Source organism: Streptomyces sp. SCSIO ZS0520, assembly GCF_025643355.1.
Lineage (GTDB): Bacteria > Actinomycetota > Actinomycetes > Streptomycetales > Streptomycetaceae > Streptomyces > Streptomyces physcomitrii.
Genome location: NZ_CP092644.1, coordinates 2,792,560 through 2,808,581 on the forward strand (window position 1 = coordinate 2,792,560; position 16,022 = coordinate 2,808,581).

Below are 16,022 nucleotides of genomic sequence, written 5' to 3' on the forward strand. Positions count from 1 at the left end.
GCCGCGCCGCCGGATACCGGCCCCTCCGCCGCCACCCTCAGGAGGCCCCGGTGACCACCGCCGCCTGCGGCCGGATCGGCAGGCGGTTGACCGGGCGGCCGGTGGCGGTGCGGACCGCGGAGGCGATGGCGGCGGGGGCGGTGACCACCGGGACCGCGCTGACCGCCTTGGCGCCGAAGGGGGCGACGACGTCGCGCTCCTCGACGAGTTTGACGATGCGGATCTCGGGGGCGTCCAGGGCGGTCGGCAGGGCGTAGCCGGTGAGGTCGGGGTGGCGGACGAGGCCGCGGGGGGTGCGCAGGTTCTCGGTGAGGGCCGCGCCCACGCCCTGGGTGACGCCCGCCTCGATACGGGCGGTGAGCTGGGCGGGGTTGAGGATGCGGCCGACGTCCTGGGCGACGGCGAGTTCGACGACCCGTACCGAGCCGAGTTCGATGTCGACGTCCACCACCGCGCGGATCGCGCAGAAGGTGAGGCCGACGAAGGCGTCGCCCTGGCCGGACTCGTCGAGCGGCTCGGTGGGGTGCGGGCGGCACTGGGCGGTGGCCCAGAGCTCCTTGCCGTCCAGGGCCTCGGTGACGGTGGTGGAGAGCACGCCGTCGTAGGAGGTGATGCGGCCGTCGTTGATCTGCAGGAGTTCGGTGGACATGCCGAACTTGTGGGCCAGCGGCTGGAGGAGCTGGGTGCGGACCATCTTGGCGGCGCGTTCGACGGCGCCGCCGGAGACCCAGGTGTGGCGGCCGCGGCAGCCGGGGCCCGCGGGCGGCTGGTCGGTGTCGACCGGCGCCACGTGCACCTCCTCGACGCCGAGGACCTCCTGCACGATCTGCCGGGCGAGGGTGGCGAAGCCCTGGCCGGTCTCGACGGCCGCGCAGAGCACGGTGGCCACGCCGTCCTGGACCTTGACGGTGGCGGTGGAGACCTCGTCGGTGCCCTCGGCGCCGAGCATGTGGACCATGCCGAGTCCGTAGCCGACACCGCGGCGGACCGCGCCCGGCTCGCCCGCGCCCTCGGGGCCGCCGGGCAGCAGCCACTCGGTCTCGGGGCTGTCCTTGGGCAGCGGCGGCAGCGGGATCTCCCGTACCGCGGTGAGGAGTTCGGCGACCGGGGCGGGGCAGGTGACGGTCTGGCCGGTGGGCAGTTCGTCGCCGGTGGCGAGGACGTTGCGCATCCGCAGTTCGGCGGGGTCCAGGCCGAGCTTCCTGGCGAGCTTGTCCATCTGGGCCTCGTAGGCGGCGCAGACCTGGAGCGCGCCCTCGCCCCGCACATGCCCGGAGGGCGGGTTGTTGGTGCGCACCGCCCAGCCCTCGATGAAGGCGTGCGGGACGACATAGGGGCCGCAGGCGAAGGAGACGGCGGCGGCGAGCGCGTCCGAGGAGGTGTCGGCGTAGGCGCCGGAGTCGAGGAGGATCTGCGCCTCGACCTTGACCAACTTGCCCTCGGCGTCCGCGTGGTGGCGGTAGCGCAGCAGCGTCGGATGCCGGTGGGCGTGGCCGAGGAAGGACTCCTCGCGGGTCGCGGTCAGCTTGACCGGGCAGCCGGTGCGCAGGGCGAGCAGGCCGAGCGGGAGCTGGAAGCCGGGGTCCTCGCGGTCGGCGGTCGCGCCGGGCACCCCGGTGACGACGACCTTGACCAGGTCCTCGTCGAGTCCGTAGCAGGCGGCGGCGAGCCGGCGGTCGCGGTGCGGGTCGGTGGAGGCGGTGTACAGCTCCACGCCGCCGTCCGGGCGGGGCACCGCGAGGCCCGCCTCGGCGCCGATGGGCGCCGGGTCCTGGCGGCCGATCCGGTACAGGCCCTCGACCACGGTCTCGCCCGCCGCGTCCGGGTCGCCGTGGCGCAGCGGGATGTGCCGGATGACGTTGCCGTCGGGGTGCAGCGGCTCGGCGGCGAAGGTCTTCTCCGGGTCGGTGACCGGCTCGCGCACCTCGTACTCGACGGTGATCGCGGCGGCCGCCATCCGCGCGGTGTCCGGGTGGTCCGCGGCGACCGCGGCGATCGGCTCGCCGTGGTGGCGGACCTCGCCGGAGGCGAACACCGGCCGGTCGCCGCTGCGTCCGTAGGTGCCCCGCCCCGGCACGTCCTCGTGGGTGATCACCGCGCGCACGCCGGGCATCTCGCGGGCGTGCGCGGTGTCGATGGAGACGATCCGCGCGCGCGGATGCGGCGAACGCAGCACCGCCGCCCACAGCAGCCCCTCGGCCCACAGATCGGAGGCGTACGGGAAGGTGCCCTCGCTCTTGGCACGCGCCTCGGCGGAGGGGACCGGCGCGCCGAGCCCGTGCGGGGCGGCGCCCGCCGCGGGCACCACGACGGCGGTCGGCGCCGCGGGGGAATCCTTGCTCACGCCGTGCCTCCGCCGTTCTCCTCGCCGTATGCCCCGCGCCCGGACGGGCCCCCGTCGTACGTACGGTGCACCGGGTCGCCGTACGCGTCGAGATGCGCCGAGACGTCACCGTACGGGTCCTGCGGGGCGCCGCCGTACGGGACCTGGGTGCCGTCGCCGTAGGGGTCTTCGGTGCCGTCGGCGTACGGGGCCTGCGCGTCCTCGCCGTAGCCGCCGGGCGCCTGGCCGTCCTCGCCGTAGGGCTCCTGGGCGGAGGGGTCGGCGTAACCCTCGTGCGCCGAGGGGTGGATGCCGCCCGCGCCGGGTCCGGCCTGGTGCGGGATGCGCGGCTCGGCCTCGGCGGACTCGTCCTGCGCCCCGGACTGCCGCGCCGCCGCGCTGCCGCGTTCGGCGACCACCTCGCGTACGGCTTCGAGCACGCCCCGGTAGCCGGAGCAGCGGCAGAGGTTGCCGCAGAGCGCCTGGCGGGTCTCCAGCTCGCCGGGCGCGGGATTGCGCTGGAGCAGGTCGTGCACGGTCATCGCCATGCCGGGTACGCAGAAGCCGCACTGCACGGCACCGCACTTGGTCAACGCGCGCTGCACATCGGAGGGTTCGCCGTTCTCGCCGAGTCCCTCGACGGTGCGCACCTCGCTGCCCGCCGTGGTGGCCGCGGGCACCAGGCAGGAGGCGACGAGCCGCCCGTCCACCAGGACGTTGCAGGCCCCGCACTCCCCCTGCGAGCAGCCGTCCTTGGCCCCCGCGAGACCGAGCCGCTCGCGCAGCACATAGAGCAGGGACTCCCCGATCCAGGCACCGGTCACCGGCCGGTCGGACCCGTTGACCCGCAGCACATACGAGCCGAGCGGATGCTCCTCCCGCGGCACCGCGGGCGCCACCGGCGCGGGCGCGGGCTCCCCGGCCCGCGCGGAGGGCACGGCTCCCGGGGGGAGTTCGGAGAGGCGGGTGCCGGGGGGTGGGGCGTCGGAGGGGTCGGACGGGTCGGACGGCTGGGCGTCGGTGGGTTCCGCGTCAGGAGGCTGTACGTCGGTGGGGCGGCCGTCGGTGGGTTGGGCGCCCGTGGAGTGGGCGTCGGAGGTCGGCGGCTCGGCGGGGGTGGGCGCGCGCGGTGGCCTGGGCGGGGGCAGGTCGGGGGTGCCCCTCGGCGGAGGGGCCGGTGCCGGGGGTGTCCGGGGTGGCGGTGTCCTCGGCCGGGGGGGTGGGGGGGGTGGGGGGGCCGGGGGGGCCACGGAGGCGCCGGGTGCCGCAGGGGCGCCGGGGGTGGACGCGGGGTCCGGACCGGCGGGGGTGGCGGCGGGGTGGTGGGCTTCGCCCTGGGTCGCCGCGGCCTCGGCCTCGGCTCCCGCTCCGGCTCCGGCTCCGGCTCCGGCTCCGGCTCCGGCTCCGGCTCCGGCTCCGGCCTGAGGGGCGGGGTCGGGGCGGCCGGTGTCAACGTCGTTGCGATCGGGGGTAGTTGCTGGGGCCCCGCCGGTCGGGTCGGCCGGAGTGCGGGGGGTCCCGGGCCTGCCGTTCAGCGGACGTCGGGGCCGGGGCTCGGCGGTACGGGACTCGGGAGTCCGGGCTTCGGGGATCCGGGCCTCGGGGGTCCCGGGATCGGGCGTCCCGGCGTCGGGGGAACCAGACTCGGGGATCCCAGAGTCGGCCATCCCGGGGTCGGCGATCCCGGGAGCTGCGGTCCCCGGAGCGGCGGTCCCGGCAGCGCGGATCCCGGGAGCGGCGAGCCCCGACTCCTCGACCCCAGGATCAGCGATCCCCGGCTCCTCGATCCCAGGAGCGGCAATCCCAGGAGCGGCAGTCCCAGCCTCAGCGGTCCCAGGACGAGCGGTCCCAGGACGAGGTGTCCCAGGGGTCTCCGCACCGGTGGTACCCGCGCCAGTCGCCTCCCGGCCCGGCGCCTGGCCAGCCGCCCGGCCCGGCAGTTGTCCACGCCGGCCGCCCTGGGCACCCTGGTCGCCTTGACCGCCCGGTTCGCCGTCCGCGCCGAAGGCACCCTCTTCCACGAAGTCCAGCCCGCCGACCGCCACCACGGGGCCGACACCGCTGCCGAGGCGCCTGCGCGCGGGGGCGGGCGCGGCGGACTCGTGAGCCGCGTCCGGGGCCGCGCCGCGCGGAGCGGCGGGACCACGGCCGGAGGCCTCGGGGCCCCCGGTGCCGGGACCCTGCGGAGCGTGCCCCTGGGGCGTACCCAGGTCACCCGGCGTACCAGGCGTGCCCGGCATGTCCAGACCACCCGGAGCCTGGCCCGGTCCTACCGAAGCCTGGCCCGGTCCTGCCGGTACCTGGCCCGGCCCTGCCGGTGCCTCGCCTGCCCCGGCCGGGATCTCGCCTGCTCCCGCCGGGAACTCTTCTGTCCCTGCCGGGAACTGGCCTGTCCCCGCCGTGTTCTCGCCCGGCCCCGCCGGTACTCGGCTTCCCTGCTGCGGTCGCCCCCCGGCGCGCCCGCCCGGCCCGGCGCCGGGGTGGCCGGCGCGTCCGGAAGGCCCGGCCGCCGCTCCCCCCGCGCCCGCACTCGGGCCCGCGTCCGTACCGGCGTCCGGGCCCGGAGTGCCGGAACGCCGCAGTGCCGCGAGTCCCCCGCCGAAACCGGCGCCGGGGCCGCGGTACTCCTCGTTCTCGCCGGGGCCGGAGTCCTCGTCCGTCTCGGAGTCCGTGCCCTCGTCCTCGGTGACGGGCCCGTCCGAGTACAGGTCGCCGGTCTCGAACTGCCCGGTGGCGGCGAAGCCTTCGGGGCCTCCGTACGGGCCGCCCGGGTATCCCGGACCGCGCCCGGCGTAGCCCTCGGGGTCCTCCCCGGCCATGCCGTCCGGTGCCGCGAATCCGGGGTCCGCGGCGTCCTCGTAGCCGTCCAGGGCTCCGGCGCGGTAGTCGGCGGAGGCCGCGTAGTCCGCGTACCCGCGGTGGTCCTGGTGGTCGTCCCGGCGGTCCCGCTGGTCCCGGGAGCCCTGGTGCTCCTCGGCGGCGTCCGGGGGTCCGGCCTCCGCCCCGCCCTGCCAGGAGGTGCCCGCGGCGGCACCGGCCGCCCAGGGGGCGACGGCCCCGCCGGGCAGGGTGGCCGGGAGGGTGCCCTCCCACTGGGAGGCGAGGCTGGAGGCGGTGAACTCGCCCGAGTCATCCGGCAGATCGCCCTCGGCGACCGGGATGGACCACTCGCCGGTGACATCGCTGTGCGGCTGCCCGTCACCGTGCGCCTGCGGCACGGACGGGTCCGCGTACTGCTGCTCCTCGTACTGCGGGTCCTGGTACTGGGGGTCCTGGTACTGCGGGTCCTGGTACTGCGGGTCCTGGTACTGGGGATCCCCGAACCGCGGATCCGGGTAGCGGGAGTCCCCGTACGGCTGATCCCGGTATCGCTGGTCCCCGTACTGCGCGTCCCCGTACGGCGAATCCCCGGACTGCCGATCCCCGGACCGGGGGTCCCCGGACTGGGGGTCCCCGGACTGGGGGTCCCCGGACTGGGGGTCCCCGGACTGGGGGTCCCCGGACTGGGGGTCCCCGTAAGCCTGATCCGCGTACGCCTGATCCCTGTACCCCTGATCCCCGGACTGCGGATCCTGGTACTGCGGATCCCGGTACTGCTCGTCCGGGAACTGCCGGTCGGGGAACTGCCCGTCCGTGAACCGCTGCTCCTGGAACCGCTGCTCCTGGGCGTACGGGTCCTGCGGATACGCCTCCGGGTACGCGCCCTGAGAGGGGTCCTGTGCCGTGGGGTCCGGGTGGCCGCCGCGGTGGTCCGTGCCGTCCGCGAAGGTCCACTGGCCGGTGGCCGCGGGCTCGTAGACGAACTGGCCCTGCTGGGTGTGGAGCGGGTCCGATGTGCCGTGCGGCGGGGTGGCGTGGCCGTGGGCGTCGCCGGGCTCCGGCCAGTGCACGGCCTCCGGCGGGGCCGACTGCGCCTGCGGGGGCCGGGGTCGGCCCTGCTCCCCGGCGGGCGGCCCGGGCGTCAGGTGCGGCAGGGTCCAGGTGCCGGTGGCCGCGGGGTCGGTGGTGCCGCCGGCGGTCGGGGTGATCGTTATCTGCGGGGGGACGTAGCCGTGGCCGGGGGCGGCCAGCGGGCTGTCGCCGCCCCCCGCGTACTGGTCGAAGTTCTCCGGCAGCTGGACGAAGGCGGTGGCGCCGTCGTCGTACTCGCCCTGGGGCAGCGGCTCCCAGCCCCGGGGGGCGCCCTCGCCGCCCCGCTGTTCGTCGGTCACGACAGTGCCCTCCCCAACGCTCGTCGGGCCAGCGCGGCGACGGTGCGCCGCAGGTGCAGTACGGCGGGCGGATGCTCGCTCACGGTGCCGTCCGGGGCGGGCTCGGGGTCCGGGATGCAGGCGGCGGCGACGTACTCGCCGAAGCCGCGCAGCGCCTCGGGGACCAGGGCGCGGCCGTTCTCCCAGTCGATCAGCGAGGCCACCCACTGCTCGGCCTCCAGGGGCCTCAGCGGCATGGGCGCCACCGCGCCGACCGCGCAGCGCACGCTCCGGCGCGCGGGGTCGAGCACGAGCCCCACCGAGGCGGTGGCCCGGCCGGGCCCGGTGCGCCCGGTGGCCTTGAGGAAGACCTGGGGGGCGTGCAGCAGCGGCACCCGGACGAAGCCGATCAGCTCGCCGGGGCCGAGCATCTCCATGCCCGCGAGCAGATGCGAGACGGGGATCTCGCGGCGGGTGCCGCCGGGGCCCGCGATGATCAACGTGGCTTCCAGGGCGGCCAGTACGGGCAGCGAGTCCCCGGTGGGCGCCGCGCTCGCGATGTTGCCGCCGAGGGTCCCGGCGTTGCGGATCTGCGGGGGCCCGGCGGCGCGCGCGGCGGCGGCGAGGCCGGGGATCAGGGCGGCGAAGTCGGGGCGGCCCATGCGGGCGTGGGTGAGTCCGGCGCCGAGCAGGGCATGCCCGTCCAGGTACTGCCAGCTGCGGATCTCGCTGATCCGGCCGAGGCCGACGAGCGCCGCGGGACGCAGCTGCCCCGCGTTCACGGAGGCCATCAGGTCGGTACCGCCGGCCACCGGCACGGCTGCGGGCACGGCGGCGAGCGCCGCCACGGCCTCGTCCAGCGTGGCAGGCAGCTTCACCGGTTGCACTGCCTGCGGTGCCTGCGTCGTCAAAACCGGCTGTCCCTTCCGCGTCTCACCTGGTCCCACCCGTGGCCGTACGGTACGTGCTCACCGGAGGGACGTGGCAACTCTGGCACATCTTCCCCAGGGCCCGGAGCGGGGGTCCGTTAGGAGGCTTTTGCCCTCCTGAACACCCTTGACCGGATATCGCCGTTGCTCCTCGGCCAGTCCTCCGGCCGCCCGTGCCGCTCTCCTCCTCACCGGCTCCCCCGTCGCCCCGCGGGCGCCGCCTCCCGGACGCGCGCCCCCGCCCGCCCCCGACTGCCTCCACGGTGGCAGGCCCACCGGGCGCGCGTTCCACGTCAGGGGGCGGCTCACACGTACGGGGACGCCGGGTCGCTCGGACGTTTGAGGCGGGCCGGGCCGCACTCCGCGCCCGCGGCTGACGGCAGGCGGCGGCCGGGACATCCGCCGAGCGCGTGGCCGAGAACCAACTCCCCGAAACCGCGGGCGGCTTGAGTTCCCGGGCCCCGGACTCCCTTGCCGGCGGCGGCTTTCGGCCGCCGGACACGCCGAGACCGCGGCGCGTCCCCCCTCAGCGGGGAGCGCGCCGCGGTCTCGTGGGAACCGGGAAACGGAGGAAACCCCCGGGCGGGCAGAGCAGTTGGCGGGCGGGAGGGCAGGCGGGCCGCCGGGCGCACCGCGCGAGGCGCGCCCGGCCCGGCGGGACTACTTCTTGTCCTTGCCGCCGCCCTTGCCCTTGTCGCCCTCGCCACCGGCGCCCATGGACTCGTAGATCTCCTTGCACATGGGACAGACGGGGTACTTCTTCGGGTCGCGGCCCGGGACCCACACCTTGCCGCAGAGCGCGACGACGGGGGTGCCGTCCATCGCGCTCGCCATGATCTTGTCCTTCTGGACGTAATGGGCGAAGCGCTCGTGATCGCCGTCGCCGTGCGACACCTGCGGTGTCGGCTCGACGAGAGTTCCGGTTCCTGCCCCGCGCTCGGGCTCGAGAGTGCTCATAAGTTTCCAGTTTACTGAAGCCGCGCGGACGCGGGTCGCGGACCGTCCCGCCGCCTCGGCGCGGGAGACGGCATGGGTCAGTTCATGGACGGATCGTCCGGGTAGGTCGCCACCATGGCGAGCTGGCCGCGCTGGCGGCGCAGCACCTCGCGCCACAGCCGCTCCGGCACCGGGCAGGAGACATCGCCGGGTTCCGATTCGACGACGTACCAGGCGCCCTCGGTCAGCTCGTCCTCCAGCTGGCCCGGGCCCCAGCCCGCGTACCCGGCGAAGATCCGCAGCGAGCCGAGTTCCGGGGCGAGCAGCTCCGGCGGGGCCTCCAGGTCGACGAGGCCGATCGCCCCGTGCACCCGGCGCCAGCCGAGGATTCCGCTTTCCCCGGCGTTCTCGCCCGGTACGACGCCGACGCCGAGGGCGGCGTCCAGCGAGACGGGGCCGCCCTGGAAGACGACCGCGGGCTCGCCGGTGAGCCCGCCCCAGCCGGTGAGGACGGTCTCCACGTCGACGGGCGTCGGGCGGTTCAGGACCACGCCGAGCGAGCCCTCCTCGTCGTGGTCGAGGAGGAGCACCACCGCGCGGTCGAAATTCGGGTCCGTCAGGGCGGGGCTGGCCACGAGCAGCCGCCCTGTGAGAGAGGACACCTCGGTCATGCCAGACATGATCCCGCATCCGGGCCGCGCGCGGGACGCCCGCGGCGCCGGCCGCCGCCGCCCAGCTCAGCGGGGTGCCTCCGGCCCCCGGCGCCCGCGGCGGGGAGCGACCGGCCGTCCCGGAGCGGCCACGGGACGTACCGCCGCGGAACCCCGGAAGCCCTCCCGCCGTCCCCGGACTTACGGAAGGGGGGCCCGGGGCCATTAGTCTTGGTCCCTTGCCCCTGCCCACCTCACCGGAACGCGAGATACATGACCGTCACCGGCATTGACGACGTACTCCTTGTCCACGGCGGTACCCCGCTGGAGGGCGAGATCCGGGTCCGCGGCGCGAAGAACCTCGTGCCGAAGGCCATGGTCGCCGCGCTGCTCGGCAGCGGCCCCAGCCGCCTGCGCAACGTCCCCGACATCCGGGACGTCCGCGTCGTCCGCGGGCTGCTCCAGCTGCACGGAGTAACGGTCCGTCCCGGCGAGGAGCCCGGCGAACTCGTCCTGGACCCCACGCACGTGGAGAGCGCGAACGTCGCCGACATCGACGCGCACGCCGGGTCCTCCCGCATTCCGATCCTGTTCTGCGGGCCGCTGCTGCACCGGCTCGGGCACGCCTTCATCCCCGGCCTCGGCGGCTGCGACATCGGCGGCCGCCCGATCGACTTCCACTTCGACGTGCTGCGGCAGTTCGGCGCCCGGATCGAGAAGCGCGCCGACGGCCAGTACCTGGAGGCCCCGCAGCGGCTGCGCGGCACCAAGATCGAGCTGCCCTACCCCTCGGTGGGCGCGACCGAGCAGGTGCTGCTCACCGCGGTGCTCGCGGAGGGCGTCACCGAGCTGTCCAACGCGGCCGTGGAGCCGGAGATCGAGGACCTCATCTGCGTACTGCAGAAGATGGGCGCGATCATCGCCATGGACACCGACCGGACCATCCGGATCACCGGTGTCGACTCGCTCGGCGGCTACAACCACCGCGCCCTCCCGGACCGCCTGGAGGCGGCCTCCTGGGCGTCCGCGGCGCTCGCCACCGAGGGCAACATCCTGGTCCGCGGCGCCCAGCAGCGCTCGATGATGACCTTCCTGAACACCTTCCGGAAGGTCGGCGGCGCCTTCGAGATCGACGACGAGGGCATCCGCTTCTGGCACCCGGGCGGCACCCTGAACGCCATCGCCCTGGAGACCGATGTCCACCCCGGCTTCCAGACCGACTGGCAGCAGCCGCTGGTGGTCGCGCTCACCCAGGCGACCGGACTGTCCATCATCCACGAGACGGTGTACGAGTCCCGGCTCGGCTTCACCTCGGCGCTGAACCAGATGGGCGCGCACATCCAGCTCTACCGCGAGTGCCTCGGCGGCTCCGACTGCCGCTTCGGCCAGCGCAACTTCCTGCACTCCGCGGTGGTTTCGGGCCCGACCCGGCTCCAGGGCTCCGACCTGGTCATCCCCGACCTGCGCGGCGGCTTCTCCTATCTGATCGCCGCGCTCGCCGCCCAGGGCACCTCCCGGGTGCACGGCATCGACCTCATCAACCGCGGTTACGAGAACTTCATGGACAAGCTCCAGGAGCTCGGCGCCAAGGTCGAACTCCCGGGCAAGGCACTGGGCTGAGGGCACCCGGCGGGCCAACTGCCCGCCGGTGACGGCAGCGAGCACGACGAAGGGGGCGGCCACCCGGTCCGGGTGGCCGCCCCCTTCGCCATGTCCTGCGGCTCGCGCCGGTCTTGACGTGCGCCGGGCGGCCGGTGGTCCGGGCGCCCTCCCGCCGTGCGGGGTGCGCCCGGACCGACTCACTTGCCCTTGGCGGCTTCCTTGAGCTTGGAGCCCGCGGAGACCTTCACGCTGTAGCCGGCCGGGATGTCGATCGGCTCGCCGGTCTGCGGGTTGCGGGCGGTGCGAGCGGCACGGTGGGTGCGCTCGAAGGTGAGGAAGCCGGGGATGGTGACCTTCTCGTCGCCCTTGGCGACGATCTCGCCCGTAACCTCGGCGAAGGCGGCCAGAACGGCGTCGGCGTCCTTGCGGGTCACCTCGGCGCGGTCGGCCAGCGCGGCCACCAGCTCACTGCGGTTCATTTTTGTACTCCCGTGTTCATCTTGCCGTTGAGGCGTGAGATCGAAGCCGATGCTGCCAGGGCCCTTGTCCGGGGCCGGACCCGGGTCCGTTCCGCCGGACGCCCTCGCGCCCCTGGGGGTCGTCCCCCCAGGACTACGTCCCGGAGGAGCATCCTGCCCCCACCTGCGGCGGTAAAGCCAATCCGGCGCTCGGGCCGGGCTTTGGAAGCCACACGAAAAACGCCACTGCCTCGCCTTGGTGACGCTCCGTCCGCTCCCGGCAGCGGTCCGCAGGGCGACTGCTCGCTTCCGGGGTTCGCCCGGCCCCCGCCGGCGTTGCCCGGTGGTGGGAGGCCGGGCATCCCCGGCGGGGGCCGGGCGAGTTCGCTGCGTGCCACCCTAAGGGCGCGCCGGGGCGCTTGGTCCCGCGACGCGCCGTACGTCAGGCCCCCGCGGCGGGGGCGACGGCGCCCACGGCCTTGGCGGCGCTGCGCACCGCGTCGGCCACCGCCCCCGCGACCTTGTCGTTGAAAACGCTCGGAATGATGTAGTTGGGGTTGAGTTCGTCACCCGTGACCACGTCGGCGAGGGCGCTCGCGGCGGCGAGCATCATCTCCGTGTTGACGGTGCGGGACTGCGCGTCGAGCAGTCCGCGGAACACCCCGGGGAACACCAGGACGTTGTTGATCTGGTTCGGGAAGTCGCTGCGGCCGGTGGCCACAACTGCCGCGCTCTGCCGGGCGATTGCCGGGTCGACCTCGGGGTCCGGGTTGGCCAGGGCGAAGACGATGGCGCCGTCCGCCATCGCCGCGACGTCCTCGCCGCCGAGGACGTTGGGCGCCGAGACACCGATGAAGACGTCCGCGCCGCGCACCGCCTCCTTCAGCGAGCCGCGTACGCCCTCGGGGTTGGTGTTGTCGGCGATCCACCGCAGGGGCGAATCGGGGGCGGCGTCCACCAGGTCCGTGCGCCCCGCGTGCACCACTCCCTCGATGTCCGCGACCACCGCGTGCTTGACGCCCGCGGCGATCAGCAGCTTCAGGATGGCCGTACCGGCCGCGCCCGCACCGGACATGACGACCCGTACGTCGCCGATCGCCTTGCCGACCACGCGCAGCGCGTTGGTCAGCGCGGCGAGCACCACGATGGCGGTGCCGTGCTGGTCGTCGTGGAAGACCGGGATGTCCAGGGCCTCCCGCAGCCGGGCCTCGATCTCGAAGCAGCGCGGGGCGGAGATGTCCTCCAGGTTGATGCCCGCGAAGCCGGGGGCGATGGCCTTGACGATCTCCACGATGGCGTCGGTGTCCTGGGTGTCCAGGCACAGCGGCCAGGCGTCGATGCCCGCGAAGCGCTTGAAGAGGGCGGCCTTGCCCTCCATGACCGGCAGCGCCGCCTTCGGCCCGATGTTGCCGAGGCCGAGCACCGCCGAGCCGTCGGTGACGACCGCGACGGAGTTGCGCTTGATGGTCAGGCGGCGGGCGTCCTCGGGGTTCTGCGCGATGGCCATGCAGACCCGGGCGACGCCGGGCGTGTAGACCATGGACAGGTCGTCGCGGTTGCGGATGGGGTGCTTGGACTGCATCTCGATCTTGCCGCCGAGGTGCATGAGGAAGGTACGGTCCGAGACCTTGCCGAGGGTGACGCCCTCGATGCCGCGCAGCTTGCCGACGATCTCGTCCGCGTGCGCGGTGGAGGAGGCGGCGATCGTGACGTCGATACGGAGCTTCTCGTGGCCCGATGCCGTGACGTCCAGGCCCGACACCGAACCGCCGGAGGACTCCACGGCGGTGGTGAGCTGCGAGACGGCGGTTCCGCTCGCGGGCACCTCGAGACGGACCGTCATCGAGTAGGAGACGCTGGGCGCCGTTGCCATGACCGACTTCCTCTGCTTGTTCTCTGTGCGCGTGTCCGCCCCGCGCGCGGTACGCGTACCGGTCACCGGTGCGCGGGACTGCCGCCGGGCCGACACGGCCCAGGCGGCGTGGACCGATCGTCGCACCTACTGCCGGGTACGTGGTAACGGCCCCTGATTGCGTACGTTCTGTTCCCCACCCGTTCCCCGGGAGGTACGCGGGCCGGGGTGCGCCGGGCCCACCGGCGCACACGCGGAAGGTCCGCCCCGCGGCTGCGGAGCGGACCTCGTGTGGTGCTCGTACTGTCTCGCGCTCGTGCTGTGCGCCCGCGGTCTCCCGCGGGAAGTAGGTGACACCGGCCCGCCATGCTCGCCTCGCGGCAAGTGGTCGCTCGTAGCGACGAAGGTTGGGCCCGGGGGCTTGGATCGAGCCGGTGCCACATCCACGGTAACAAAGGATCCCCGGAAGGCCATTCCCGTCACGGAAGTTCGTCCGGACGGCCGGATCCGGACGGCCCGGGACGCCGGGTCCGGGCCGCACCCCGGACCCGGATCCGGGCCGCTCGGGAGACCCGGATCCGGGCGGCCGCCGCTCAGTCGCGCAGCAGGTCGGGCACGCCCTCGGCGTCCGGGAGGTCGCGCGGCACGGCGACCACGGTGAGCTGCTGGGTGGCGCGGGTCAGGGCGACGTAGAGGACGCGCAGCCCGGCCGGGCTCTCGTCGGCGATCTCGGCGGGCGAGAGCACCAGCGTGGCGTCGTACTCCAGGCCCTTGGCCTCCAGGCTGCCGAGCACCACCACGCGGCCGGTGTCCGCCGCCGAGCCGTCCGGCGCGGTGAGTCCGGCGAGCGCCCGGCGGACCTCCTCGCGGCGCCGCATCGCGACCACCACACCGACCGTGCCGTCCACCTGGCCGAGCAGCCGGGCGGCCTCCTCGCGCAGCGCCCCGGCGAGCGCGCCGTCCTGCGCCGCCCGGAAGCGCGGGCGCAGACCGGTGGAGCGGACCGCCCGCGGGGCCTCGGCGCCCGGCATGGCCAGGGCGAGGACCCGGGCGGCCAGTTCGGCGACCTCGGAGGGGTTGCGGTAGTTGACGGTGAGGGTGAAGCGGCGGCGCGGGCGGCTGCCGAGCGCCTCGTCGCGCGCCGCGGCGGCCTCCTCCGGGTCGGACCAGCTGGACTGCGCCGGGTCCCCGACCACGGTCCAGGTGGCGTGCCGGCCGCGGCGGCCGACCATCCGCCACTGCATCGGCGTGAGGTCCTGCGCCTCGTCGACGATGACGTGCGCGTACTCGGTGCGCTCCTGGGCCAGCCGCTCCGCGCGCTCGCGCTGGGTCTCCTCGCGGCGCGGCATCAGCTCCTCCAGGCCGGTGAGCTGGTCGAGCGGGTCCAGCTCGCGGCGGGGGCGGGTCCTGACCGGGGTGCCGAGGAGAGCCTGGAGTTCGTCGAGCAGGGCCACGTCGTGCACGCTCAGCTCCTTCCTGGCGAAGGAGCGGGCGGCCCTGCGGACCTCGTTCTGGTTCAGCACCCGGCGCGACCAGCGGGCGAGGCGGCGCTCGTCGGCCATCGCGGCGAGGACGGACCGCGGGGTCAGCTCGGGCCACCAGGCGTCCAGGAAGGACTGGAAGGAGTCCTCGGCGCTGATGTCCTCGTCGAAGCCGGAGCGCAGTTCGGCGGCCAGCTCCGGATCGGTGTGCCGGCTGCCCGCGCCGGACTGCGCCCACAGCGCGTCGAGCAGCAGCCTGCGGGCGCGCGGGCGCAGCAGGTTGACGGGGGCGGTGCCGCCGAGGGCGGAGGCGCGGATCCGGGCGAGGGCCTCGGTGTCGAGCTCCAGTCGGCGCCCGAAGGCCACCACCCGCAGCCGGGTGGGGACCTCGCCGAGCTCCAGGGCGCCGCGGGCCGCCTTGCGCAGCACCTTCAGCATCCGCGCCGAGCCCTTGACGCGGGCGGCGGCCGGGGAGTCGTACTCGGTGGCCTGCCCGCCGTCCGGGCCCTCGTAGAGCGAGCCGACCGCGCGGATCGCGACCTGCCCCTCCTCGCCGAGCGAGGGCAGCACGCCCTCGGTGTACGAGACGAGCAGCGGCGTCGGCGAGACGATCAGGATGCCGCCGGAGTAGCGGCGCCGGTCCTGGTAGAGCAGGTACGCGGCCCGGTGCAGGGCCACCGCGGTCTTGCCGGTGCCGGGGCCGCCCTCGACATAGGTGACGGAGGCGGCGGGGGCGCGGATCACCAGATCCTGTTCGGCCTGGATGGAGGCGACGATGTCGCGCATGGTGTGGCCGCGGGCCTGGCCGAGGGCGGCCATCAGCGCGCCGTCGCCGATCGCCGCGAGCCGCTCGCCGTCCAGGAAGGCGGTCAGCTCGGGCCGCATCAGATCGTCCTCGACGCCGAGCACCCGGCGGCCCTTGGAGCGGATCACCCGGCGGCGCACCACCCGGCCGGGCTCCACCGGGGTGGACCGGTAGAAGGGGGCCGCCGCCGGGGCGCGCCAGTCGATGACCAGCGGGGCGTAGTCGGCGTCGAGCACGCCGATCCGGCCGATGTGCAGGGTCTCGGCGATGTCCGCGGTGCCGTCCTCGCGCACCGCGCCCTCGGCGGGCTCGACGGCCGTGTACGCGCCGTCCGGTCCCTTCTTGCCGTCCTTGCCCTTGAGCAGGTCGATCCGGCCGAAGAGGAAGTCCTCGAACTCGTTGTTGAGCCGGTTGAGATGGACACCGGCGCGGAAGACCTGCGCGTCGCGCTCGGCGAGCGCCCCCGGGGTGCCGACCTGACCGCGCCGGGCGGCGTCGTTCATCAGGAACTCGGCTTCGTCGATCTTCTCCTCGAGGCGCCGGTAGACCCGGTCCAGGTGCTCCTGTTCGGCGCCGATCTCCCGCTCGCGCAGCGAGTCCGGGGACGGTTCCGTCCCCTGGGGCGGCCCCGGCACCCCGCTCTCGGCGCCTTCTGCGGACCCGACCGGATCACCAGTGGAATCGACGGCTTGCTGCGCGGCCACCGGGCCCCCTTCTCCTGACTTGGCAGCCGTCTACCGTACGCGAAAGAGGCGACACGTGTGCACTGTCCCACCCCGGAAAATCCTCGGAAAGG

9 protein-coding genes are annotated in these 16,022 nt (G+C 74.8%); 1 reads left to right on the forward strand and 8 read right to left on the reverse strand.

What is annotated here, in order from left to right; all coding sequences use genetic code 11:
- Positions 1 to 37: 37 nt before the first annotated feature.
- From MID12_RS10455 to MID12_RS10475, 5 genes are all read right to left on the reverse strand, one after another.
- Positions 38 to 2,344 carry a xanthine dehydrogenase family protein molybdopterin-binding subunit gene (locus tag MID12_RS10455; protein WP_040249215.1) on the reverse strand — a complete coding sequence of 769 codons (2,307 nt, stop codon included), beginning with the start codon at positions 2,342 to 2,344 and terminating at the stop codon, positions 38 to 40.
- Entirely contained in the window at positions 2,341 to 6,534 is a 4,194-nt protein-coding gene (locus MID12_RS10460; protein WP_263166384.1) for a 2Fe-2S iron-sulfur cluster-binding protein, read from the reverse strand. Before MID12_RS10460 ends, MID12_RS10455 begins: the two co-directional genes overlap by 4 nt.
- A complete protein-coding gene (locus tag MID12_RS10465) occupies positions 6,531 to 7,424 on the reverse strand; it encodes an FAD binding domain-containing protein (RefSeq protein WP_040249217.1) in 894 nt (297 codons plus the stop codon). The genes MID12_RS10460 and MID12_RS10465 overlap by 4 nt, the downstream gene beginning before the upstream one ends.
- A gap of 678 nt (positions 7,425 to 8,102) precedes the next feature.
- Positions 8,103 to 8,399 carry a DUF3039 domain-containing protein gene (locus MID12_RS10470; RefSeq protein ID WP_078844882.1) on the reverse strand — a complete coding sequence of 99 codons (297 nt, stop codon included), beginning with the start codon at positions 8,397 to 8,399 and terminating at the stop codon, positions 8,103 to 8,105.
- Positions 8,400 to 8,476: 77 nt separating this feature from the next.
- On the reverse strand, positions 8,477 to 9,049 hold the full coding sequence (locus MID12_RS10475; protein ID WP_040249222.1) for a YqgE/AlgH family protein: 573 nt from the start codon (positions 9,047 to 9,049) through the stop codon (positions 8,477 to 8,479).
- 252 nt (positions 9,050 to 9,301) lie between these two features.
- On the opposite strand from MID12_RS10475, the gene murA reads away from it, so the two are divergent.
- Complete coding sequence (gene murA, locus MID12_RS10480; protein WP_040249232.1) at positions 9,302 to 10,648, forward strand: UDP-N-acetylglucosamine 1-carboxyvinyltransferase; 1,347 nt, start codon at positions 9,302 to 9,304, stop codon at positions 10,646 to 10,648.
- Positions 10,649 to 10,827: 179 nt separating this feature from the next.
- Here the strand turns inward: murA and MID12_RS10485 are convergent, their stop codons facing one another.
- From MID12_RS10485 to MID12_RS10495, 3 genes are all read right to left on the reverse strand, one after another.
- Positions 10,828 to 11,109 (reverse strand): HU family DNA-binding protein, encoded by a 282-nt coding sequence (locus MID12_RS10485; protein WP_040249235.1) that lies wholly within the window; start codon positions 11,107 to 11,109, stop codon positions 10,828 to 10,830.
- Between the two features lie 421 nt (positions 11,110 to 11,530).
- Positions 11,531 to 12,961, reverse strand: coding sequence for an NAD-dependent malic enzyme (locus MID12_RS10490; protein ID WP_040249239.1), 1,431 nt, complete (start codon positions 12,959 to 12,961; stop codon positions 11,531 to 11,533).
- Between the two features lie 572 nt (positions 12,962 to 13,533).
- The gene (locus tag MID12_RS10495; RefSeq protein ID WP_263173048.1) at positions 13,534 to 15,861 is read right to left on the reverse strand and encodes a HelD family protein; all 2,328 of its coding nucleotides are present in this window, start codon (positions 15,859 to 15,861) and stop codon (positions 13,534 to 13,536) included.
- Positions 15,862 to 16,022 lie beyond the last annotated feature (161 nt).